General features: G+C 62.4%; 12 protein-coding genes. 6 read left to right on the forward strand and 6 right to left on the reverse strand.

Features of this window, described 5'->3' with window-relative positions:
• Positions 1–222 precede the first annotated feature (222 nt).
• Positions 223–8,952 (reverse strand): glycoside hydrolase family 94 protein, encoded by an 8,730-nt coding sequence (locus BUC24_RS25245; protein WP_307188478.1) that lies wholly within the window; start codon positions 8,950–8,952, stop codon positions 223–225.
• A gap of 291 nt (positions 8,953–9,243) precedes the next feature.
• Positions 9,244–11,241, reverse strand: coding sequence for an aminotransferase class V-fold PLP-dependent enzyme (locus BUC24_RS25250; RefSeq protein WP_073223410.1), 1,998 nt, complete (start codon positions 11,239–11,241; stop codon positions 9,244–9,246).
• Positions 11,242–11,341: 100 nt separating this feature from the next.
• Here BUC24_RS25250 and BUC24_RS25255 point away from each other — a divergent pair, with 100 nt between their 5' ends.
• The 4 genes from BUC24_RS25255 (at position 11,342) to BUC24_RS25270 (ending at position 16,904) form a co-directional block, all read left to right on the forward strand.
• The gene (locus BUC24_RS25255; protein ID WP_073223325.1) at positions 11,342–11,827 is read left to right on the forward strand and encodes an Lrp/AsnC family transcriptional regulator; all 486 of its coding nucleotides are present in this window, start codon (positions 11,342–11,344) and stop codon (positions 11,825–11,827) included.
• 69 nt (positions 11,828–11,896) lie between these two features.
• The gene (locus BUC24_RS25260) at positions 11,897–13,033 is read left to right on the forward strand and encodes a branched-chain amino acid ABC transporter substrate-binding protein (protein WP_073223327.1); all 1,137 of its coding nucleotides are present in this window, start codon (positions 11,897–11,899) and stop codon (positions 13,031–13,033) included.
• Positions 13,033–14,790 (forward strand): DUF885 family protein, encoded by a 1,758-nt coding sequence (locus BUC24_RS25265; RefSeq protein ID WP_083599152.1) that lies wholly within the window; start codon positions 13,033–13,035, stop codon positions 14,788–14,790. The genes BUC24_RS25260 and BUC24_RS25265 overlap by 1 nt, the downstream gene beginning before the upstream one ends.
• Positions 14,791–15,089: 299 nt before the next feature.
• The gene (locus BUC24_RS25270; RefSeq protein WP_073223328.1) at positions 15,090–16,904 is read left to right on the forward strand and encodes a DUF885 domain-containing protein; all 1,815 of its coding nucleotides are present in this window, start codon (positions 15,090–15,092) and stop codon (positions 16,902–16,904) included.
• Positions 16,905–17,211: 307 nt separating this feature from the next.
• Here BUC24_RS25270 and BUC24_RS25275 read toward each other — a convergent pair whose 3' ends face one another.
• The 4 genes from BUC24_RS25275 to BUC24_RS25290 are packed head-to-tail and all read right to left on the reverse strand — an operon-like array spanning position 17,212 to position 21,981.
• Entirely contained in the window at positions 17,212–18,900 is a 1,689-nt protein-coding gene (locus tag BUC24_RS25275; protein ID WP_073223330.1) for a M14 family zinc carboxypeptidase, read from the reverse strand.
• An 11-nt stretch (positions 18,901–18,911) separates the two neighbouring features.
• Positions 18,912–20,414 carry a sensor histidine kinase gene (locus tag BUC24_RS25280; protein ID WP_073223332.1) on the reverse strand — a complete coding sequence of 501 codons (1,503 nt, stop codon included), beginning with the start codon at positions 20,412–20,414 and terminating at the stop codon, positions 18,912–18,914.
• Positions 20,411–21,328, reverse strand: coding sequence for a hypothetical protein (locus BUC24_RS25285; protein WP_073223334.1), 918 nt, complete (start codon positions 21,326–21,328; stop codon positions 20,411–20,413). Before BUC24_RS25285 ends, BUC24_RS25280 begins: the two co-directional genes overlap by 4 nt.
• A 2-nt stretch (positions 21,329–21,330) precedes the next feature.
• Positions 21,331–21,981: a response regulator transcription factor gene (locus BUC24_RS25290; RefSeq protein WP_229448795.1), complete on the reverse strand. Its 651-nt coding sequence runs from the start codon at positions 21,979–21,981 to the stop codon at positions 21,331–21,333.
• Positions 21,982–22,264: 283 nt separating this feature from the next.
• On the opposite strand from BUC24_RS25290, the gene BUC24_RS25295 reads away from it, so the two are divergent.
• On the forward strand, positions 22,265–22,924 hold the full coding sequence (locus BUC24_RS25295) for an energy transducer TonB (protein WP_073223336.1): 660 nt from the start codon (positions 22,265–22,267) through the stop codon (positions 22,922–22,924).
• A gap of 192 nt (positions 22,925–23,116) precedes the next feature.
• Positions 23,117–23,782, forward strand: coding sequence for an energy transducer TonB (locus BUC24_RS25300; RefSeq protein ID WP_073223338.1), 666 nt, complete (start codon positions 23,117–23,119; stop codon positions 23,780–23,782).
• Positions 23,783–23,819: the final 37 nt, after the last annotated feature.

The following is a 23,819-nucleotide window of genomic DNA, read 5'->3' on the forward strand; positions in this document are numbered from 1 at the left end:
ATTCGAATTACCTTTCAAATTGATATTAAATTGATATAAATTAAGCCTACGGGAATCTAAATTCCCAGTGGGCAATCAGACGTACTAGGGAGGGGTTTGCCCGCGGGTCTTCTGCGGATGTGAGAATTGGGTGAGAATTCCGGAAGGGTATTTGGCAGCATGTGGTGGAAATGATGAAAATGTCTATAAATGAACATTTTCACCATTTTCTAAGGGTAATTACTAGCTGCGCACGACCTGCAGCTCCACCTTGTGCACCTGCTTGTCGTCTTCCATGGTGATGACATTGCCGTCGATGCGCTGCCCGTCCACAGTCAGCGAGGCGCTGGCGCCGGCCGTGACGGTAATGCTGTACACCGTTTCGCGGAAGCGGTAGTCCAGCCCGAAGCCAGGCCAGTCCGCCGGCAGGCGTGGCGCCAGCGACAAACGGTTGCCAGCCAGGCCAATGCCAAGCAGGGATTCGACGATCAGGCGGTACATCCAGCCGGACGAACCGGTGTACCAGGTCCAGCCGCCGCGCCCGATGTGGGGCGATACGGCATACACGTCGGCCGCCACCACGTAGGGCTCCACCTTGTACAAGGCAGCGCCGTTCGGGGTTGATCCGTGCTGCACCGGATTGATCATGCGCAGCAGCTCCCAGGCACGCTCGGTGTCGCCCATTTTGGCAAATGCCATCGCAGTCCATATCGCGGCGTGGGTGTACTGTCCGCCGTTTTCACGCACGCCCGGCACGTAGCCGCGGATGTAACCCGGGTTGAGCACACCGTCATCGAACGGTGGGTCGAGCAGCTGCACCAGACCGTAGTCGCGCCGCACCAGGCGCTCGTCAACCGCCTTCATGGCCGACGCCGTGCGGGCCGGATCGGCCGCGCCCGAGATCACACCCCAGCTTTGCGAGATCGAATCGATCTGGCATTCGTCATTGGTGTGCGAGCCGAGTGGCGTGCCATCGTCGAAGTAGGCGCGGCGGTACCACTGGCCGTCCCAGGCATGCTGCTCCACGTTGCGCGCCAGCGTTACGGCTTCGTTCTGGCAGGTGGTGGCGAATGCGTGGTCGCCGTACACGGTGGCCACTTCGGCAAAGCGCTGCAGTACTTCATACAGGAAGAAAGCCAGCCACACGCTCTCGCCCTTGCCTTCGTTGCCGACCCGGTCCATCCCATCGTTCCAGTCACAGGTACCAATCAGCGGCAGACCATGTTCGCCAAAGCGCAGCCCGCGTTTGATGGCGCGCACGCAGTGTTCGTACAAATCGCCCTGCTGGCTGGATCGCCCCGGCATGTCGTAATAGGACTCCTCTTCCTGCTTGAGCATGCGCCCTTCCAGGAACGGTGCCGGCTCGGTCAGCACGCTGCGGTCGCCCGTGCCGATCACATAACGGTGGGTTGCCAGCGGCAGCCACAGGAAGTCGTCCGAGCAGTGGGTACGCACGCCACGGTCCGATGGCGGATGCCACCAGTGCTGCACGTCGCCTTCAACGAACTGGTGGGCCGCGCACAGCAGCAAGTGCTCGCGCAGCAGGTGCGGCTCGGTGTGGATCATCGCCATGGCGTCCTGCAGCTGATCGCGGAAGCCAAACGCGCCACCGGACTGGTAGTAGCCGCTGCGTGCCCACAGGCGGCAGGCAATGGTCTGGTACATCAGCCAGCCGTTGGCAATCACGTCCAGCGACGGATCGGGCGTATGCACCCGCACCGCGCCCAGGGTGTGGTCCCAGTGGCGGCGTACCTTGTCGAGCGCGGCGGCAGCGGCCGCGCTGCCGTTGTACTGCTGCACGGTGCCGCTGGCATCCGCGTTGCGGCGCCCGCCTACACCCAGCATGAAGACCAGTTCGCGCTCCTCGCCAGGCTGCAGTTCCAGCGTCACCTGGATCGCCGCGCATGGGTCCAGAGCGGCGCCCAGTTTGCCCGACAATCGCGCCCGCGTCATGGCCGCCGGGTTGGCCAGGGTGCGGTTGCGGCCGATGAATTCGGTGCGGTCGCAGGTGATGGTACGGTTCTGCGCTTCCACATGGAAGAAGCCCACGCGGCCGGCAAACTCGGTGTTGTACTGGTTGCGTGCAAACAGGGCGCCGCTGACGGGATCGATTTCACTCGTCACGTGCATGCCGGTCTTGTGGCGCAGGTCGCCCAGCACCCATTCCACATAGCCCGTGGTCGACAGGCGGCGCGGCACCGTGCTGTCGTTGCGCAGCTTGATGACCGAATACTTGATGGCCGCGTCCAGCGCGACGAAGGTACACAGCTCGCTGAAGATGCCCTCCTCGCTGTGCTCGAACACGCTGTAGCCAAAGCCGTGCCGGGTGACGTAGTCGCCGCTGGCGGGCACCGGCAGTGCGGTGGGCGACCAGAACTTGCCGGTCTGTTCATCGCGAATGTAGAACGCTTCGCCGCTGCGGTCACTGACCGGGTCGTTGTCCCATGGCGTGAGCCGGAACTCGTGCGCGTTTTCGCTCCAGGTGTAGGCCTGGCCGCTTTCGGACACCACGCTGCCGAAGTTGGGATTGGCCAGCACATTGACCCACGGGGCCGGCGTACGCGTGCCTGCATTGGTGTGAATGACATATTCACGGCCGTCGGCAGTGAAGCCACCGAGGCCGTTATCGAGAATCAGCTCGCGCTGCAGCAGCGGACGGTCGCTGCGCAGCTGATACGACTCGCTGCGCGTTTCCGGCACCAGCAGCGCCAGTTTCGGCGATATCGGCGTGGCGCGCTTGATCTGGTCGGCCAGGGTGCCCCGGCTATCGGACAGGATTGCCCGCGCTACCGATTGCATCAGGATCCGGTCTTCCGGCGAAATCTGATCGAGCAGGCGCACGAAAATGCCACCCGGACGGTCAATTGCCTGCGCATCGATGCCGGACGCGATCAGCCCCATGATCTGGTCGTGCAAGGCCTGGCGGTAGCCCGACTGGTCTTCGTACCAGATCACCAGATCCACCACCAGCCCCTTCAGGCGCCAGTAAGCGTGCGCCTGCACCATCTGGCGCGCCAGATCGATATTGGCCGGATCCTTGATCTGCATGAGCACAATCGGCAGGTCGCCCGAAATGGCGTACGCCCACAGCCCGGACTGGCCGCGCTGGTTGCGAATCAAAATCGCCGGTTCGGCGCGCAGCGTGGCATTCGGGTAGATCACGGTGCTGGCCAGACGGCTGTACAGCTGAGCGTCCGATTCGGTGGCGTTGAGCTGGCGCAGCACCACCTGGCTGTGCGTCCAGGCCAGTTCGAACACGCGGTCGGCCAGGTGGCGGTCCTGATACTTGTCGATCAGGTGCAGCGCCGCTTCGCGCGTTTCGGTCATACCGGTCACCACGTCCAGCGTCACCACCTGATCCGGCTCCAGCGTGACCTTGTAGCGTATCGCCACGATCGGGTCGAGCACCGAGCCTTCCATGCCACCGAGCGGCGCCGCTTCCTGCATCGCACGGGGCGCGACCGTGCTGTTGCCGCGGCCGAGGAACTCGCTGCGGCTGGTTTCAAACGACACATCTAGAAGTGCACCATCGTGCACCGTCATCAGGTTCAGCAGCCACGGCATCTGCTCATCCTTGGCGCGCGGACGGCGGGTGCACAGAATGGCATTCTCGTTGCGCAGAATTTCAGTCTGCACGAACAGCTTCTGGAACGCGGGGTGGGCAGAATCTGCTGCTGCCGGCGCCATCACCACTTCGGCATAGCTGGTGAATTCAATCGTGCGTTTTACGCTCGACTTGTTGGTAATGCGGGTACGCCGCATTTCGATATCGTCTTCCGGCGACACCACGATTTCGGTGTACAGGTCGAGGCCGCGGTCGTGACGGCGGAACTCGGCCCGCCCTTCCGAGAAGATGACTTCGTATTTCTTCGGCTCGACCATAGTCGGCTGGTACGCTGTGGACCAGAACTGGCCACTGTCCACATCGCGCACATAGCAGAAGGTTCCCCAGTTGTCCGAGGTGGCATCTTCGCGCCAGCGCGTTACGGCCAGGTCTTTCCAGCGGCTGTAGCTGCCGCCGGCGCTGGTGACCATCACGTGGTAGCGGCCATTCGACAGCAGCTGCACTTCCGGCTGTACCGTCGTGGTTTGGGTGATGATCCGCATTGGCATCACCACTTCCTGCTCGGGCGCCCGCAGCGCGGCCAGTTCGGCCGTGTTGGAATAGAAGGCGCCGGCGCGCGGTACGCGTTCCTGCAGTACCAGCAAGGTGGACTGGAACAGCGGGTCGGACTCGAAGCGGCGCTGCATCGGACGGTCGTGCAGCAGGTAGCTCATGGCCAGGAAGCCCATGCCCTGGTGGTGCGCCATGAAGGAGCGGATCACGGCAAAGTTCTGCCCGCGCGGCAGGCGCGATGGCGTGTAATCGATCGCCTCAAAGAAGCCGTGCTTGCCCATGAAGCCCAGTTCGGCCATGCGCTGCAGGTTTTCCACGGCTGCTTCGGGATGCACCATCAAGCCGAGCATGGTGGCGTACGGCGCAATCACCAGGTCGTCGGCCAGACCGCGCTTCATGCCGGTACCGGGCACGCCAAAGGCGCGGTACTGATAGTTCATGTTGGCGTCGACCGTGTTGTAGCCCGACTCCGAAATCCCCCACGGTACGTCGCGCTGGCGCGCGTAGTCGATCTGCGCGTTGACGATCGAGCGGTAGGTCTGGTCCAGCAGCGTGTTCTGATAGGTCGGCATGACCAGCAGCGGCATCAGATATTCGAACATCGACCCGCTCCACGACAGCAGCAGCTGCTCGCCGCCGATGATGCACAGCTGGCGGCCCAGTGCAAACCAGTGCTCTTGCGGGAACTGGCCCTGGGCGATGCCGACAAAGCTGCACAGCCGCACTTCCGAGGCCAGCAAGTCGTAGCAGGCCGCGTCCAGACGCCGGTCCGACACGTTGTAGCCAATGGCCAGCAGGTCGGTGGTCTGGTTGTACAGGAAGCGGAAGTCCATGTTGGCAAATGCGCGCGCCTCGTCGCTCAGGCGGGCAATCTGCTCCATGCGGCGCTGAGCGCGTTCGCTGCCGCGCCGGATCAATTCATTGAGCGCTTGCTGGCGTTCACGCTCGCTTGGCGCCAGGTCCGATTCCGGGCTGCTGGCAAGCGAGAAGCTGGCCAGTTCGCGCAGGGTCGGAATGCGGGTCAGGCTGGAGTCGACCACGCTGTCCTGGGAGGTCGTCATCCACGGCGTCAGTTCCAGCAGCTCGGCGCGGGCCACGCGGCACTGCTCGGCAAGCTTGTCGGCCCACCATTGCAGATTCGGTTCCCCCACCGGCTTCATCGCATCGACAATGGCGTCGGCGCCCGCGCTCAGGCGGGTCAGCAGATTGACAATGCCGGGCAGCGTGTCGGTGGCGCCCTGTTTGTCGCTGGCAAACTGCGCCTGCATGGCTTCAATCGCGCTCTTGACGCCGGCACTGGCGTCATTGGCATGCTCCTGCACCACGCGCAAGGTGATGCAGATACCGTCCACGGTCTGCTTGCTGACCACCGGCTGATCGGCCAGGGCGTTCAGGCCAGGCGCGAGCGTCAGCAAGTGGCCGGCCAGATTGCCGCTGTCGACGGTGGACACATACATCGGATGCAACGGGGCCAGGGTCTGGGTGTCGTACCAGTTGTAGAAGTGGCCCTGGTAGCGTTCCATGCGCGCCATGGTGCGCAAGGTGTCTTCGCAGCGCTGCAGCACCTGGCCGACCGTAATGAAGCCAAAGTCCCAGGCCGTCAGGTTGGCCAGCAAGGCCATGCCGATATTGGTGGGCGAGGTCCGGTGCGCAATCACGCGGGTCGGATGCTCCTGCATGTTGTCGGGCGCGAGCCAGTTGTCGTCTTCCACCACGAAGGTTTCGAAGAAGCTCCAGGTCTTGCGGGCCAGCGTTTGCAGGAACACCTTCTGCGGCGACTCCAGCTGGGCCGCCGCGCGTTCAACGGGCAAACTGATCCACCATGCCACCACCGGTGAAAAGATCCAGAGCAGCAGCACGGGCACGGCGGCAGGCAGGGCTTCTGGACGGTACAGCGCCAGCAGCACCGCCGTGGCCGCGGCCAGGGCAGGCGCAAACCACATGCTGCGCCAGTTGCTGGCCATGTCGGTGCTGGAGCGGTGCAGCCCGGACGCCTTCCATTCCAGCAGGTGACGCCGGGTGACCAGCATGCGCCACAGCGCGCGCACAATGGCGTCCATGCTGAAGTACGCCTCGTAGGGCAGGAAGGCCAGGGTCAGAATCGCGTGCCCCAGCATCAGGCGCGTGCTCTTGAACGAGGTGGACACATGCTGGCGCCACAGCACGTCGTGCGGCTTCTCGGTCAGGTCCCACACTGCGCTGATCAGGGTCGGCAAGAAGATCACGGCCAGCACGGCAGTGGTCCAGAACAGGGTTTTTGGCATGAGTGCCCAGCACACCAGCAGCATGGTGGTCAGCATCACCGGCACCAGGCTGCGGCGCAGATTGTCAAACAGCTTCCAGCGCGACAGCGCGGTCAGCGGATTCGGTTCACGCTTGCCGCTGGCGCCGCGCACGGCCCCAAACAGCCAACCGGCCACCTGCCAGTCGCCGCGGGTCCAGCGATGGCGCCGCGCGACGTCGTCGCTGTAGCGGGCCGGGTATTCTTCGTACAGCTGGGCGTCGCTCAGCAAGCCCGCACGCAGGTAGCAGCCTTCCAGCAGATCGTGGCTGAGAATCTGGTTATCCGGGAAGCGGTTGGCCAGCACGGTTTCGAAGGTATCGATATCGTAAATGCCTTTGCCGACGAACGAGCCTTCGTAGAACACGTCCTGGTAGACGTCGGATACGGTACGGGTATAGGGATCGATGCCCGGCTCGCCGCCGCACAGCGTTTCGTAGCGCGAGGCGTTTTCGCCCGGCAGCGAAGCGGTCACGCGCGGCTGCAGAATGCCGTAGCCTTCCACCACGCGGCGCTCCTGCAGATCGATCTGCGGGCGATTGAGCGGATGCACCATGGTCGCGATGAATTTGCGCGCTGCGTCGCGCGGCAGCTGGGTGTCGGTATCGAGCGTGATCACGTAGCGGATGTTGGCCAGGCCGTTCAAATCGCCCACCACGGCAGCGAAGCGGTCGCGCGCACCGCCGCGCAGGAACGCATTCAGGTCGCCAAGCTTGCCGCGCTTGCGCTCTTCGCCGATCCAGGCATTTTCGCGCGCATTCCATTTACGCGGGCGATGCAGCAGCAGGAAGGGTTCGTAACGTTCATTGGCAACGCGCGGCTCAACATTGTCAGCCACGATGTCCGGCTGGACCACCTGCCCGTATTTTTCGTTCAGTTCAGTGATCAACTCGCTGGCCAGCCCCACCAATTCGGCGTCGCCAGGCATGTGTTCTTTGTCGGCGTCAGCAAAATCGGTCAGCAGGCAAAAGCGCAGGTTCGGGTCGCGGTTGGCCAGGTAGCGTACCTCGATGCCTTCCACAAGCGAGGTAACGTTGTCGCGGCTGTACAGCAGCGTTGGCACCACCACGATGCTGCGCGCGTCCGACGGAATGCCTTCTTTGAAGTCCATGCGCGGCAGCGGATGCGGGCGCGTGAGCTGGGTCGCCATCAGGTTCACCAGCGCCAGCGCCAGCTGGCTCGATCCGAATGCGGCCAGCACGCCAATCACGACCAGCAAAAGGCCGTCGACATCGCTCAGGTAGGCATGGCGCACCACGCTGGCGGTAAACAAGGCCGTGAACAGGACGATCGCACCGAGATAGGTCGACAAGGGCGCGGCGCGCGCGTTCATGCGCACTGCTTCACCGGGATCGTTCCTGACCTTGAGACGGCGCGTGAGGGTGCGCAAGCCTTTGCCGATCAGGTAGTAGCCCACATGGCGGGTACGTTCATCAAGGCCGCCGGCCGCCGGCTCGCGGTTTTCCATGGCCAGCGCCAGTGCTTGTTCCGCTACCTGCACCTCGGTGAATTCGCAGTGCTTGGCCAGCTTCTCGATCACGTGGCGGTAGTTGTCGCGCGTGGCGAAATCCATCTTGCCGTAGGTGTCGGCCGGGTCCTGGCGCAAGGTGTGCTCGACCGCGCTCATGGTTTCGACGAATTCCTGCCAGTCCATCGTGCTCAGGAAGCGCAAGCTGCCGATGCTGTTACTGATCGAAACCTGGTCGGCCGCCTGCTGGCCGATTTCGGCCTGGATCTGCTGCTCGATGGTGAGGCCGGCGTCGGCCAGGCGCGTGGTCACCCACTGCAGCGCCAGCGTCAGCGAAGGGCTCTGGCCCTGCAGACGGCGCGCCAGTTCGGCCACGAAGCCGCTGTTCATCGGCTGGCCGGAACGGGCCATATCAGCCACCAGCAAAATCAGATCGCTCGGATTCTTTTCGGCCGTTTCCGTCATCTGATCGGCCCAGGTGTTAGCGCGGTCGCGCTGGGTGCGGTTGTCATACACGCGCGCGGCCACCCGGCGCAGGTTTTCAATCAGCGCCAGGCGCAGCATGATCGGAATGGCCCACAGCTCGCCCAGCTTGAGCGTGGCGTGATCCTGATAGGCTTCCACAAAGCGCGACAGGCTCTCTGGATCGACCCGGCCATCGCCGTGCGAAATGATTTCAAGCGCGATCTGGTACACGCGCGGGGTGCCGTCGGCATCCTCATTCGACAGGCGCGGCAGCTCTTTACTGTAGTCCTTCGGCAAGTGCCTGCGCGCGGTACGGATTTGCTCTTCGATCAGATAGAAATTGTCCAGCAGCCACTCGGATGCCGGGGTGATCTGTCGCCCGGCCTTGATGGCGGCGGTCAGCTCGTGACAAGTGTCGCAAATGATGGTGGCGTTTTCGCTCAGGCGCGACAGCAGCTTGTCCGGGCCGCCTTTGTTGCTCAGCACGTGGCGGCTGGCCAGATGTTTGCCGTGGGCAGCCATCTGCGCCGCGCTGAACAGTTCCGAGCGCAGGGGGAATTCTTCGGCAGGATCAGCGTCTGCATCGAGGGGGTTGCCCCAGGTATGGAGCGTGTCCGCCAGGATGGTTTTTTCGTCGTTCAACAGGGACCTCGCGTGGGCGTGAATAGCCAACACACTGCGGTGACAGCGAGTTGCGGCCGGGTGGGACGGCTGTTTCCATAGTAAAACGACACCCCCGTCGCGACTGTGCGCCAACGAACACAGAACAGTCCTACAAGCCCAGGAAACGGAAAGAAGCTGGCATAAATATCCGGCGGGAAAGGATGCTTGATTCAAGCAAACACATCAGGGTCCTCCAGCGCGCGGCAAGCGAAAAAAAACGGTCTGCCCGGGAAGGACAGACCGCCAACGGAATTGAGCTGACTAAGACAATCAGTTCAAGGAAAGGTTCCCGGCCACATGGTAGGCATTGCGATATCCGAGCCGCTGCAGACAGCGCGCCGCCTTTTCGCTGCGGGCGCCGCTGCGGCAGAAAAACACCAACGGACGCTGGTCGCTGCGCAGCCACTCGCCTACCCTGTCTGCCAGCCGCGACAGCGGCACGCTGCAGGCCGGGCGCCCGTGCCAGGTGCCAGCGCCTGCCGCCACATGCTCGAACGGTTCGCGCACGTCAATCAACATGGCTGCCGGGTGCGCGCTGAGGAACGCGTCGAGCGCGCTTTCATCGAGACCATGCCAGCGCGTTTCCGCCTCGTTGCCGGCGCCGGCATAGGTCGACACCGCACCGGTGTCATGCGCGCCGCACACAATGGTGCTCTCATTGACCAGGCCGCCCAAGTCGAGCGCCAGCGCGCTGCCCACAAATGCAAACCGCACCGCCTGTGCCGGCAGGGTGCCATCGGCCGCGGCGTCGCCAAACAGATAGGCCAGGCCATCGCTGTGCGGCGCAGGGACCAGTATTTGTTGACCCAGCATGGCGCTGGCGGTGGACGCCATCGCGAGATGGCCTTCCAGCAGCGGCAACAAGGCAGCGCGGCCGCTGCCATCGGCGCCGGTATCGAGCACCGCCCGCACCTGGACGTTCTGGCAGCGAATCAGATCGGCAATGCGCGGTGCCAGGGGCGCGAGCGGGTCGATCACCGCGCAGCTCGCGCTGGCTGCATCGAAAATAAGCCAGCTGGAGGCGCCGTCGACGCTCAGTTGCACAATGCCGTCGCTGGTTTCGCCCTGACCTGCGGAAGGAATCAGGCAGGTCTTGCGCAACGCTTCGCCGCAGTGGGCAATGCGCGCGCAGGCTGCGTCAATAAAGGCCTGATCCGCCATCGGCCCGAAGGACATGCGCACTGCGGCGGCGCAGCGCCAGTGCGGCAAATGCATCGCTTCGAGCACGTAGCTGGGCGCGGCCTTGGCCGACGAACAGGCCGAGCCGGCGCTGACGCGCACACCGGCCGCGTCGAACAGGTCAAGCAGCTCCTTGCTGGAAAAGCCGGGCACCGAAAAATTGAGCGTGGTGGCCAGCGCGTTGCCGAACGGCGCATTGAAGACGATGCCAGGCAAGGCGGCGCGCAGGGCGTCGGCCAGGCGTGCCCGGAAATCAAACAGTTCTTCGTGGGTGCGCAACACGCCGCCTGCTTCCAGTGCTTCGAGCACGGCGCCCAGGGCCGCCACACCCGCCATGTTTTCGGTGCCGGCACGCTGGCCCGCTTCCTGGCCGCCGCCACACATCAAGGGGGTGTAGGGCGCGCCGCGCCGCACATACAGCATGCCGATCCCTTTGGGCGCATACAGTTTGTGCCCCGAGAACGGCGCGTAATCGATGCGCGTGGTGGCCAGGTCGAGCTGCAGCTTGCCAAGCGCCTGCACGCTGTCAACCATCCAGTAGGCCGGGCTGGCCGAGGCGCACAGGACGGCAGCGATGCCATCGAGATCGGAGATGACGCCGGTTTCATTGTTGGCGGCCATGGTGCAGACCATGGCGGCGCGCGGCGCCAGTTCGCGCAGCACATCGAGCTGGTGGCGCCCGTATCCATCCACGGGCAGCACGCGCAGCTCCAGCCCGGTGCCAAGAATGCGGTTCCAGTGCGCCAGCGTTTCCGGCACGGCTTTGTGTTCGGTGGCGCCATATAGGAGCAGGTCGCCGGTGGCTTCGCCGCGCGCGCGCCGCTCGCGAATCGCGCACAGTGCCGACAGCACCGCGGTCTGGATGCCTTCGGTGGCGCCGCTGGTAAAGGTCAGCTGGCCATCGCCCACGCCCAGCAGGCGGCAGGCACGGGCGCGCACTGCAGCCAGCATGGCCTTGGCCTTGAGACCAGTGCAATGGCTGCTGCTGGGGTTGCCAAAGCCTTCGCGCATTGCGGCCTCGGCAGCAGCAATGGCGGCGGGCAGCACGGGCGAGGTGGCGTTGGCGTCGAGGTAAATTTCATTCATCATGGCCAATATGGTAATGGCCGGAAAGGGAAAATAGTTACCAAATCTCCTTCCAATATGGGTATATTCAGCACATTCATTCCCTATACTGCACAAAAACAGAATGCACGATCTCGACAAGTTTGACTGCGCCATCCTGGCCGCCCTGCAGAGCGACGGCACGCTGTCCATCGCGGCGCTCAGTGCGAAAGTAGGTTTATCCTCCACACCGTGCTGGAAACGCCTGAAACGGCTGGAGGACGATGGCTATATCGAAAGCCGGGTCGCGATCGTCAACCGCCACAAGGTGGGGCTGCCGGTCACCGTTTTCGTGAGCATCAAAACCACCGAACATGACGAGAAATGGCTAAACCGCTTTGCTGCGGCTGTGGTCGCCCTGCCCGAAGTGCAGGAGTTTCACCGCATGAGCGGCAATGTCGACTACCTGCTCAAGGTGGTCACCACTGACATTGGCGGCTACGACCGCTTTTACAAGAAGCTGATCAAGGCGGCCAACCTGTCGGGCGTATCCTCGGCGTTTTCTATGGAGCAAATAAAGTTCACTACAGCATTGCCGCTTGAACTGATTTCGCATGGCGCGGGTGCCTAAAACCGCACAAAAGAACCCGGAAATCGTGCGATGATTGCCCTTTGGTACAGATCACAGGAGAGACCTCGTATGCCGTCGCATCAAACCGTAATGACGATCGCCGCAGCTGCCATGCTGCTGGCTTCCCAGGCTGCCAGCGCGCAGGAGCAAGTGGTCAAGATTGGCGTGAGCGGACCGCTGTCGGGCGCGAACGCGTTTGCCGGCAAGGACAACGAAAACGGCGTGCGCCTCGCAGTCGAGGAGCTCAATGCGAAAAAGATGACGGTGGGCGGCAAGCAGCTGCGCTTCGAACTGGTGTCCGAGGACGACCAGGGCGATCCGAAAGCCGGTGTGAACGTGGCGCAGAAACTGGCCGATGCCGGCGTGCGCTTTGTGCTGGGACCATACAACTCGGGTGTGGCGATTCCCGCCTCGCGCATCTATAACGATTCCGGCATCATCATGTCGACGGTGGGCACCAATCCCAAGGTGACACAAGGCGGCTACAAGAATGTATTTCGCATGGTCGCCAGCGACAACCAGCTGGGCGGCGCCATGGCAGGCTACGCCGTCAAGCAGCTCAAACTCAAGACGGTCGGCGTGATCGACGACCGCACCGCCTTCGGCCAGGGCGTGGCAATGGAGTTTGCCAAGCAGGCCAAGGCGGCCGGGCTGACCGTGGCGGGCCATGAATTCACAACCGACAAGGCGACTGACTTTGCCGCCATCCTGACCGCGCTCAAGGCCAAGAAAGTCGATGCGATTTTCTTCGGCGGCTATGCGCCGCAAGGCGCGCCCATGGTGCGCCAGATGCGCGCGCTGGGTCTGAAGGATGTCAAACTGCTCGGCGGCGACACCCTGTGCAGCCCGGAGATGGTCAAGCTGGGTGGCGACGCCGTGGGCGAAAACGTCCTGTGCGCGCAAGGCGGTGCGATCCTCGAACGCCAGGCTGCCGGCCCGGCCTTCCAGAAACGCTACCAGGAACGCTTCAAGCAGGCGCCGGACGTGTATGCCGCCGTGTTCTACGACCAGACCATGTTCATTGCGCAGTCGATGAAGTCGGCCAATTCGATCGACCCGTCTGTCGTTGGCACCGCCATGCACGCCAGCAGCTACAAGGGCGTGGTGGGCAACTATGCCTACGACGCGGCCGGTAACATGCTTAAGTCGGCGGTGACGATTTACACCTTCAAGAATGGCGCCCCGGTCGCCCTGGCGACCTACTGATGCGCGCGCCCCTGCTGCTTGCGGCCGCACTGGCCGCCGCCTTCCCGTGCGCGCTTGCCGCACCGGCGGCCAACACCTCAATGATTCCGCCGCTGGCGCATTTCGCGGTGCAGGCACAAGCCATGCCAGCCGTGATCCAGCGCTACCAGCTCGATTACGCCAGCCTGGATCACAAGTACACCGTCGCCAACGGCGTTGCGCGCGAAGCGGAGCTGGGCGAGTTTTACCAGCAATGGCGCAAGGCGCTCGACGGTCTGCCATTCGACAGCTATGGCGTGGAAGACCGCATCGACTACGTCATGCTGCGCAACCAGATCGACTTCGAACTGCGCGAACTCAGCGCGCGCACCAAGCGCTATGCCGAGGCGGCGCCACTGGTGCCATTTGCGCGACCCCTGATTGAACTGGCCGAGGCGCGCCGCATGATGCGCGCGCAGAACGGGCAGCAGGCCGCAGCCCTGCTGCAAGCGAGCCTGGCCACCGTCAAGCAGGCGCACGATGCTTTGCTGGCCGGCGCCGACATCAACGCGGCCAAGCCGATGGCCTCGCGTAGCGTGGCCAACCGCGCGTTGCAGATCATCGCGACCCTGTCGCGCGACCTGAAGGAATGGCATACCTATTACGAGGGTTACGATCCGACCTTGAGCTGGTGGGTCAAGCGGCCGTATGCGGACCTGGACAAGGCCATGACCGATTATGCGGCCAGCCTGAAGGAAAGGCTGGTCGGCAAAGAGAGCGCGCAGCGCCTGAACGTGACGGGCGATCCGATTGGGCGCGATGGCCTGGTCAGCGCACTGCAGCGCGAAATGATCCCGTACACGCCGGAAGAACTGATGGCGCTGGCCGAGAAGGAACTGGCGTGGGGCGAGGCGGAACTGCGTTCGGCCGCTGCCGAAATGGGATACGGGAACGACTGGCACGCGGCCATGGAGAAGGTCAAGACCATGTACGTGGCGCCGGGCGAGCAGACCGCCATGGTGCGCGGACTGGCACAAGAGGCGGTCGACTACCTCGATGCGAACAAGCTGGTGACGATTCCGGAAGTGGCGCGGCGCAGCTGGCGCATGGATATGCTGTCGCCCGAAGCGCAGCTGATCAGCCCCTTCTTCCTGGGCGGCGACACGATTCTGGTGTCCTACCCCACCGACGGCATGACGCACGAGCAAAAGCTGATGACGATGCGCGGCAACAACCCGCACTTCTCGCGCGCGACCGTGCACCACGAACTGATTCCCGGCCACCACCTGCAAATGTTCATGGCTGACCGCTACCAGCCGCAACGGCGCGCCTTCGACTCCCCCTTCTTTGTCGAAGGCTGGGCCGTGTACTGGGAAATGCTGCTGTACGAGCGCAAATTTGCGGTCAAGCCGGAAGACCGCATCGGGATGATGTTCTGGCGCAACCACCGTGCCGCACGCATCCTGTTCTCGCTTGGTTTCCACATGGGCAAAATCACGCCTGAACAGGCGGTGGACATGCTGATCAAGCGGGTTGGGCACGAGCCGGACAATGCCCGCGCCGAAGTGCGCCGCTCCTTCAATGGCGACTACCCGCCGCTGTACCAGGCCGGCTACATGATTGGCGCGCTGCAGCTGCGTGCCATGAAGCGCGAGCTGGTCGATACAGGCAAGATGAGCCTGCTTGACTTCCATGACCAGATTCTGATGGGCGGCATGCTGCCGCAGGAACTGGTCCGGGCGCGCTTGAAAGGCGAGACCATCCCACGCGATTTCAAGCCTGGCTGGCGCTTCTATTAATCTGCACATAAAAAAGCCGCCCCAGAAGGGAGCGGCTTTAATGGCAGAGGCGCATGGCTTCAGCGCGGCGCGCTACAAAGCCCGGCTTGCCGGGTCCTGACGGCATGTTTAAACAAGCTTGCCGGCTAGGAAGAAGTTAATACAAAAATACCTGGCAAATAATACGCCTCGTTTTGGCTGTTCGACAGCGAAAATATCAATCGGACCGCCCCGATTCCATAAGCCAAGGCTATCGCATTCCAACTTGCGCGGAATCGCGTATCCTAGTGGCCGCTTCCTTACTCAACCCGGAAAACCGCATGAAGAAAAGCCTTACCCTGAGCGCCTTGTGCGCGGCCCTGACTTTTGCATTTGCTCCCGCGACCGCCACCAGCGCGCCGCCGGCGGGCAAGGTCTCTGGCGCCGTGGCCGACCAGGCCCGCCAGCAGCTGGACCAGATCGCCGACCAGTATTACCAGGCCCTGGCGCGTTTCGAGCCCGTGGGCGCCACCGAAAATGGCGACAACCGCTTCGATGACCAAATCGGCATGAGCATTTCGCCGACCATGCGTGCGCGCCAGTTCGCGCTGTACCGCAGCTTCCAGAAGCGCCTGCACGCAATCGACCGCATGACGCTGGACCTGGGTGCGCAAACCAATTACGACGTGCTGGACTTCGAACTCAATTCAGCGCTCAGCTTTGAACACATTCCAGACCACCTGCTGCCGATCAATCAGATGTCGAGCATGCCCGTCACCCTGGCCAACTACGCCGGTGGCGAAGCCGGCCAGCGCCTCACCACGGTGAAGGAATACAAGGCGTACCTGAACCGGCTGAACCAGTTGCCGGCCTGGATAGATCAGGCCATCGTGAACATGCGCGAAGGGATGCGCACTGGCGTGGTGATGCAAAAGGCGCCGCTGGTGTCTGCCCTGCCGCAGTTCCAGAAGCTGGTCAGCAAAACAGCGGAAGAGAACATCTTCTACACCCCGATCAAAAAGCTGCCGCCCGCCTTCAGCGCGAAGGACAAGGCGGCGCTGACCAAGGCCTACCGCAGCGCGATCGACATCAAGCTCAATCCGGCGCTGGCACGTCTGGCCGCCTTCCTGGAGCAGGATTACCTGCCCAAGGCCCGCACCAGCACCGGCTGGAGTGCGCTGCCGAACGGCGCCGCCTGGTATCAGCTGAACGTGGCAGCGCAAACCACCACTGACATGAAGCCCGAGCAGATCCACGCGATCGGCCTGAAGGAAGTAGCACGCATCCAGGGCGAGTACGCGATCGTGGGACCGAAGATGGGTTACACGGGTCCTGCCGCCGGTTTGCCAGCCTGGGTGGCAGCGCAAGACAAATACCGCCCGTTCAAGACCGAGCAGGAAGTCATTGACGTGTACAAGAAGCTCGACGCCGTGTTGCGCACCAAGCTGCCCGCGCTGTTTACCCTGACGCCGAAAGCACCGCTGGACCTGCGCCTGGAGCCTGAGCTGAGCCGCGCCACCGCGTCCGACCATTACACTGCGCCTGCGGCTGACGGCTCGCGCCCCGGCGTGTTCTGGTCAGTGGTGAATGACCCAACCCAGTACGGCAGCACCGGTATGGTGACGCTGTTCCTGCACGAAGGCCAGCCTGGCCACCACTTCCATATCGCCCTGCTGCAGGAATTGAACTTGCCTGACTTCCGCAAGTTTGGCGGCAATAACGCCTATACCGAAGGCTGGGCGCTGTACGCGGAAACGCTGGGCAAGGAGATGGGCCTGTTCGACAAGCCGGAAGATTATTTCGGCCACTTGAACGACGAGATGCTGCGCGCGGCGCGTCTGGTGGTCGATACGGGCATGCACGCCAAGGGATGGACGCGTGAACAGGCGATTCAGTATTACCGCGATACGCTGGGCTATCCGGAAGCACTGGCCCGGAGTGAGATTGAACGCTACATGGTGTGGCCGGGTCAGGCGCTGGGCTACAAGATCGGTGCGCTGAAGATCGCGGAGCTGCGCAAGCGCGCGGAGACCGCACTGGGCAGCAAGTTCAGCCTGCCGAAGTTCCACGAGGTGGTGCTGGAAAATGGCACGCTGCCATTGGCGCTGCTGGAGAAGAAGGTGGATCGCTGGATTGTGAAGGCGCAGGTGCAGTAAACCACACATCGTCCTCGCGGAGGTGCTGGCGCATGCGCCAGCCCCATAGCACGCAAAACAACTTCGGTAACGTGGAATAGGTCCCCGCCTTCGCGAGGACGATGTGGTGGTGACTTTTACAAAGTGGTGCTGGAAAATGGCACGCTGCCATTGGCACTGCTGGAGAAGAAGTGGATCGCTGGATTGTGAAGGCGCAGGTGCAGTAAACCGACATCGTCCGCGCGGAGGCGGGGACCGATTCCACGTTACCGAAGTTGTTTTACGTGGAATAGGTCCCCGCCTTCGCGAGGACGATGTAGGGTGGCTTTTACATGACCGACAGCACCGGATAGCGGCGCCATTCCGGTTCGACATAGCGCTGGCAGTTCGCAAAGATAAAATCAAGCACGGCTTCCTGGTTCGACAGCAGCGCCGGATTGGCCGTCTTCCACTGTTCGAACTTCTCGCGCAAGGCTGGTTCATCGCGCAGCAATTCGACGGCGTGGTCTTCAAACACGTAATCCGAATACGCCTCTTTCTTTTCCAGCACGCTGTTGAAGAAGCCCCAGCGGAAGAAGCTGTCGTGGCCCTGCGGTTCCAGCGTCTCAATCGCGTAGCGCGCCTGATCCTGATCCAGTGGCACCCACCAGTCACCGGCGCGCAGCAGCAAATTCGCTGTGCGTTTTTCAAGCTGTACGTCGTCATGGAACATGTGCCCTTCATAGGCACCCGGGCGCGATACCACCGACTTGATATGGTAGTACTGGACCTCGACGACCTTGTCGGCGTCGATACGCTCCATCGCCACGCCATTCCACTGCAGACGCTCGACGACTTCACGCCATGCCTGCGGCACCACGTAGGCGCGCGGCACAGTTACGTGAATATCGGCCGGGAAGTGGTTGAAGTAGGCGATATCTCGTTCCCAGGGTTCGCTGCGGTCGTATGACAGACGCTGATAGTTCCCCAGCACGCTGGCGCTGTATTTGGCTGCATAGCCGCTGAAGCGGAAGCTGGACGGCTTGCTCTCGTCCATGGACCAGTGCACCGGCCATTCGTGGCGCGCCTTGCCTGCCTCGCGCGCGGCGCGGCGCAGTTCCTGGATGGTGGTGGCGTTGGCGATGGTGAAGTCAAGCACCGTCTCGACCAGCGCGCGCATGGACTCATAGCGGTCGGCGAAGGGCTTGAGCATGTGCGTCTCGGGCATGAAGCCGATCGTGTGGTGCAGGGCCGCGAAGCCGGTCGAGAAGCGTGGCGTTTCGAGGAACTCGGCGATCCCGTGGTCCGGGCTGTCCTTGACCGGATTGACGTACGGGCAGGTGGGCCAGCCGCGTTTTGCCATCTCGGCAAACAGATGCGGCAGCATGGTCTGCTGCAGGAAGCTGCCCAGCGCACCACCGAGTTTGTCGGTCTGGGTGTGGATCAGGGTCATGGTGTAGGGGTAGTCGGCACCGTTGGAGGTGTGCGTGTCGACCATCACGTCCGGGTCCCAGGCGGTAAACAGCTTGTTGAATACCTGGGCGGTCAGCGTGTCGCATTTGACGAAGTCGCGATTCAAGTCCAGGTGTCGCGCATTGCCGCGGAAGCCAAACTGCTCCGGCCCGTCCTGGTTCACGCGCGAGGTATTGGCGCGGTTGATGCTGCCGTCAACGTTGTACAGGGGGACGAACAGGAAGACCGTCTTGCCCAGTGCGGCCAGGCGCGCCGGCTGCAGGCAGAAGTCGCGCACCAGCGCCATGCAGGCGTCCACGCCTTCCGGTTCACCAGGGTGGATGCCGTTATTGTTGAAGAAGACCGGCCGGCCTTCGCGCTTGAGCTGGGCGCGATCGAACACGCCATCGGCCGTGACCACGCCGGCATAAATCGGCAAGCCGGCGTCGGAGGTGCCCACCACTTCGAAGCGCAGCACGCTCGGATAGCGTTGCGCCAGATCCTGGTACCAGGCGATGCATTCGGCCAGGGTGGTGGTCTGATTCTTGTTGCCCTGCTCGTAGGGCGTGCGCAGTTCTTGGGTCATGGTGGTGTTGTTTAAGTCGTGACTTCGGTTTCAATCGGCAGCGTGATCGAAATCACGGTGCCATGGTCTGGCTCGGAGCTGAAGGCGATTTTGCCGCCCAGCGCATACACGCGTTCGCGCATGCCGATAATGCCGATGCCGCTCGATGCGGTACCGGTGCTGAAGCCGGCGCCATCGTCGTCGATTTCGATGTGCAGCATGTCGCCCGCGTCGGACAGCATGAGCGACACCTCGGCGTGCGTGGCGCCAGCGTGCTTGAGCACATTCGACAGCGCTTCCTGAATGATGCGGTAGGCGGAAATGGCCAGCTCGTTGCCCAGGCCGGAAAAGTCGCCTTCGGAATGGAATTCGAAGTGGCACTCCGGGTGGCTGGTGTCGTAGTGACGGATCATTTCCTCGACTGCGCCGTGCAGGCCCAGCATGTCCAGCACTTCCGGACGCAGGCGCCGCACCAGGCGCCGCCCGCTGGCATACAGGTCGAGCGTGAGCTTGGTGATCGCCTGCGATTTGAGCTTGATTTCTTCCACCGCCGGACCCGGCTCGGCCTTGCTCGCCAGGTGCAGAATACTTTGCGATTCAAGGCGCGCGGCAATCAGCGAGGCATTGAGCTCATCGTGAATTTCAATGGCGATGCTCTTGCGCTCATCTTCCACGATCGAGTTCACCTTCTGAATCAGTTTGCGCTTGTCGGCATCGGCGCGCAGCGCCTCATTGCGCGACTCGACCAGGTCCTTGGTGCGTTCGGCAACCTTGTTCTCAAGTTCCTCACGCGACTGGCCCAAAGCGACCGACATTTCGGTGATCGACTCCTGCAGCTCGCCTACCTCGCCACCAGTGGTGACGGGCAGCGACACGCGGTAATTCCCGCCACGGATTTCACGCAAGGCGCCGATCGAAGAATTGAGCGGCATGGTCAGGCTGCGCGCCAGGAAGTACGCCAGGGCACCGGAGACCATCAGCGCCAGCGCCGCCATGGCCAGCTCGATCTGGAAGCGGCGCGCCTGCTTGTCGAGCATGTTCGAAGGCGACATCGTCACCCGCACATACCCTACCAGCTCGGTCGGGAAGGTGGGCGGCTTGGTATCGCTCGAACCGGTCACGTGGGGCACCCCGTTATCCGAAAACAGGTTGATCCACGTAACCTGCTTCATGATGGGCGCTTCGTAATAGCGATTCTCGGCGTCGACCGCCGCCTGCGACGCCACCGTGATGGCGATTTTTTGATTGGCGTCGACCACGTCGATGCGGTAGATGCTTTTGTCTGACTGGACCAGGCCATTGATGGTCAGGCGCAGGTCGGCCAGATTGCCGGAGATGACGTTGTATTCGCTTGTTTCGGCCAGCGCCTTGGCCAGGATCTTGCCCCGTTCGGCCAGTTCCTCGGCCACCTGGGCGCGGTGCGAATACCAGGAGTAGCCCACGAAGGACGTGAACAGAAACGCCACCGGCAGCATGGTGATGAAGGCCATGCGGGTACCGATGCTCCAGCTTTGCCAGAATCGTAGTTTTTTCATGGCCGCCTTGGATGTGGGTCACGTCCGAATTTGCGCGCGTCGTCGCTGACTGCCACTTGCAGCGAGCGCGCCACGCCTTCGTTGACGATGGTGCGGAAATAACGCGGAAACTGCGGCGCCGCCAATTCGCCAGTGGCGACAAAGTCGTTGGCCAGATCGGCCACGTGGGCGTTGATATGTTCGATGTTCGAATAGGTGGTTGCCAGCGCGCCGGCGCGCACCATGTCGGCCGAAAAACCGATCACGCCCTGGTTGTGGCGGTAGGTCGAGAGCAGGATATTGCGGAAATTTTCAGCCGAATACACGGTGCGGTCGGGCATGGCCAGCAGCACCTGCGCCTGGCCCACCCGGTTGAGCGCGTAGTTGATGTCGGCGCCGGCCGTGTAGTCCTCGATCTCGACGGGATTGGCGCCGTCCAGCAGGGGCTTGAGAAAGCCCGTTTCACGGCTCACGATGGCAGCCACGCGCACCGGGCGCTTGTACAGCAGCGAGACCAGTTTGAGCTGGTCGGCCGGCGCCGGCTCGGCGTAAATGGCCGTCATGTTCAGCACCCGCGAACGCGGCAGCTCGGACGTAATGGTGCGCCACACCTGGCTGGACGTATATGCGGCAATGATCACGCAATCGCATTTGCGCGCGGCGGTATTGCGCAGCGCCACCGGACCAATGGTCACGTACACCATGCGGCGGCGCTGCGCCAGCTCGGTGCGAAAGCCGCTGAAAATAGGCACCAGACGCTTGTACAGGTCTTCGGCGATATGGCGCGTGACGGTCGATTCGTCGCCCGTCACAATCTGGAAGCGAAAGCCCAGGCTTTCTGGGGAATCGTCTGGCGCCGCGCCGGCGCGCCCGCCCAGCAGACAGAGCATGGCCAGCGCGAACAGGCGCCGCCGCCAGGGGCTGCGCGGCTGCATCACTAGGGCTCGATCAGACCGTGCTTGACGGCCAGCTTGGTGATGTAGGCCTGACGGTGCACACCGAGCTTTTCCTTGACCGACTGACTGATGTTGCTGATGGTCTTGGTCGACAGGTTCAGCTTTTCGGCAATTTCGGCATTGGTCAAGCCTTCGGCCATCAGCTTGAAAATTTCCAGGCCACGCTGGTCGAGCTGGGATTGGGGCGAAGCGTCGCCGCGGACGGAAAGATTCGCAAGCCGCTCGGCAATTTGCGGCAGGAAATACAGCTTGCCCTCAGCAGCATGCCGCACGGCAGTGGCCAGGTCGGCCGGATCGCAATCCTTGGTGACAAAGGCACGCGCGCCGAGGCGGTAGGTTTCCTTGATCAAACTGTCCTGATCGAACTGGCTGAGGAAGACGATATTTGCCTTAGGGAATTTTTTGAGGATATCCTCCGCGGCGTCCAGCCCGGTCAGTTCGGTGCCAAAGCGAATATCGATGACCATCACGTCCGGCCGCAGCTCCGCAAACATGGCAGCTGCTTCGTCCGGCGTCTTGGCCTGGCCCACCACATCCATTCCCTCACCGGCCAGCGACATGGCAAAGCCGGTCATCACGATCGGATGATCGTCGGCCAGCATGACGCGAATCGTTTTTTGCTCAGTCTGCACGTTTGATTCTCCAGTGGATACGGCTGCGCTCGCTTACATCTGCTTACCATTGAATGGCATCAATGTGTGGGAGCGAACGGAAGTGAGCAGGGTCGAATGAGATTATTTCACACATCGGAGCGCGACGCGAGCGCCCCGCCCTCTCGGGCCAGCAGGACGCAGCGCCCCTCGCCAGATACATTTGGCAACAAGATTTGCTACTGAATCGCTTATAAATTGCTAGGACATAGCATATAGTGGTTCTCAAGTAGTGCGAAAAAGACAAACCAACCAGGAGAACGCGATGCATTTCTCAGACATGCAGGAAGGCCAAGGCACAAAATTTACCAAGATCGCCATCGTCAGCGCGCTGCACCTGGCCGTCGGCGCCGCCCTGATCCACAACATGGATGCCAAGGTGTTCCCGATGCCGAAAGCGGTGGAAGAAATCATCATGTTCAATATTGAAGCGCCAAAACCGCCGCCACCACCGCCGGAGCCGCCACAGCCGAAACAAAAGGCCGTGACGCCCCCAAAAGTATTCACACCCCCAGTGGAAGTTGAAGTGGCGCAAGAGCCACCGCCGGAAGCAGTCCAGGCCACCACCATTGCCGATCCGGTGCCAGCAGAGCCAGGCCCGGTCGCGCCGGAAGCGCCTCCATCGAACTCGACCAATACCGGCGAAATGTTCAGTGCGGCCCTGGCCAACGCCAGCGATTGCGCCAAGCCGGATTACCCTGCCAGCGCCGCGCGTAATGGCGAAACCGGTACCGTCAAGATGGCATTGCTGATCGGGCCCGACGGCCGCGTGAGCGACTCGAAGATTCAGCACTCGAGCGGCTCCCGCGAGCTGGACCGGGCAGCTGTCGCGGCATTGCGCCTGTGCAAATTCAAGCCGGCCATGGCAAATGGCGCGCCGCAGTCGGCGTGGGGTCAGATTGCCTACGTGTGGACGCTCGAATAAACGCCAGTCACCCTCATCGACGCCCCGCCCGGCTGCAGCCAGGCGGGGCGTTTTTCTTTCCAGGCAGTTCTCGGCGTGTTGCGAAAAACAACAGGCATTCGAAAGTACTATCAAATAGCTTTTGTTTTGCTATGTCCTAGCATATATTAACTCCACGGCAGTGCAAAAACACATTACAACCGGGAGAACAATATGCATGCAGCACAGTTTGGAGACCAGGGCAGCAAGTTCGGCAAAATTGCCATCGTCGCGGGATTACATCTTGCGTTCGCCATTGCGGCGCTCAACATGAAAATCGTGGTGCCGCCGGAAAAGCCGGGGCCGACGATTGCCGTGCCGCCCTTGCCGCTGCCGCCGCCGCCGATCAGAACCGATCCCGACCTCACGACCAGGACGAAACCGCCGGAGATCGTCGTGCCCTTCACGGAAATCGTCGACATCAAGCAAGATGACGTGGTCAGCCGCAAGATCGAGGAAAAGTCCGAGCCAACCGTGCCGGGCGAAACCGTCGTGCAAGGGAAAAAAGATGACGGTGGTGCTGGCGCCGGTGGCGGCACCGGCGACATCAAAAAGGAAAAGGTGTTTGTCGCCGCCCTGGCCAATGCCAAGGACTGCGCATTGCCCGACTATCCGGCGACGGCTGCCCGCAATGGTTATACCGGCACCGTCAGCCTGGCATTGCTGATTGGCGCCAACGGCGAAGTGAGCGACAGCCGGGTACAAAAATCGAGCGGCCACCGCGAACTCGATCGCGCCGCCATCGACGCTTTGCGGATGTGCAAGTTCAAGCCAGCGACCAGCAATGGCGTGGCAGAGCCAGCCTGGGGACAGATCGCCTACGTCTGGCGCCTGGACTGAGTTTGTACCCACTTGCAAGCGGCGCGGGCACTGACCT

Source organism: Massilia sp. CF038, assembly GCF_900129765.1.
In the GTDB taxonomy this organism is placed as follows: Bacteria; Pseudomonadota; Gammaproteobacteria; order Burkholderiales; family Burkholderiaceae_D; genus Telluria_A.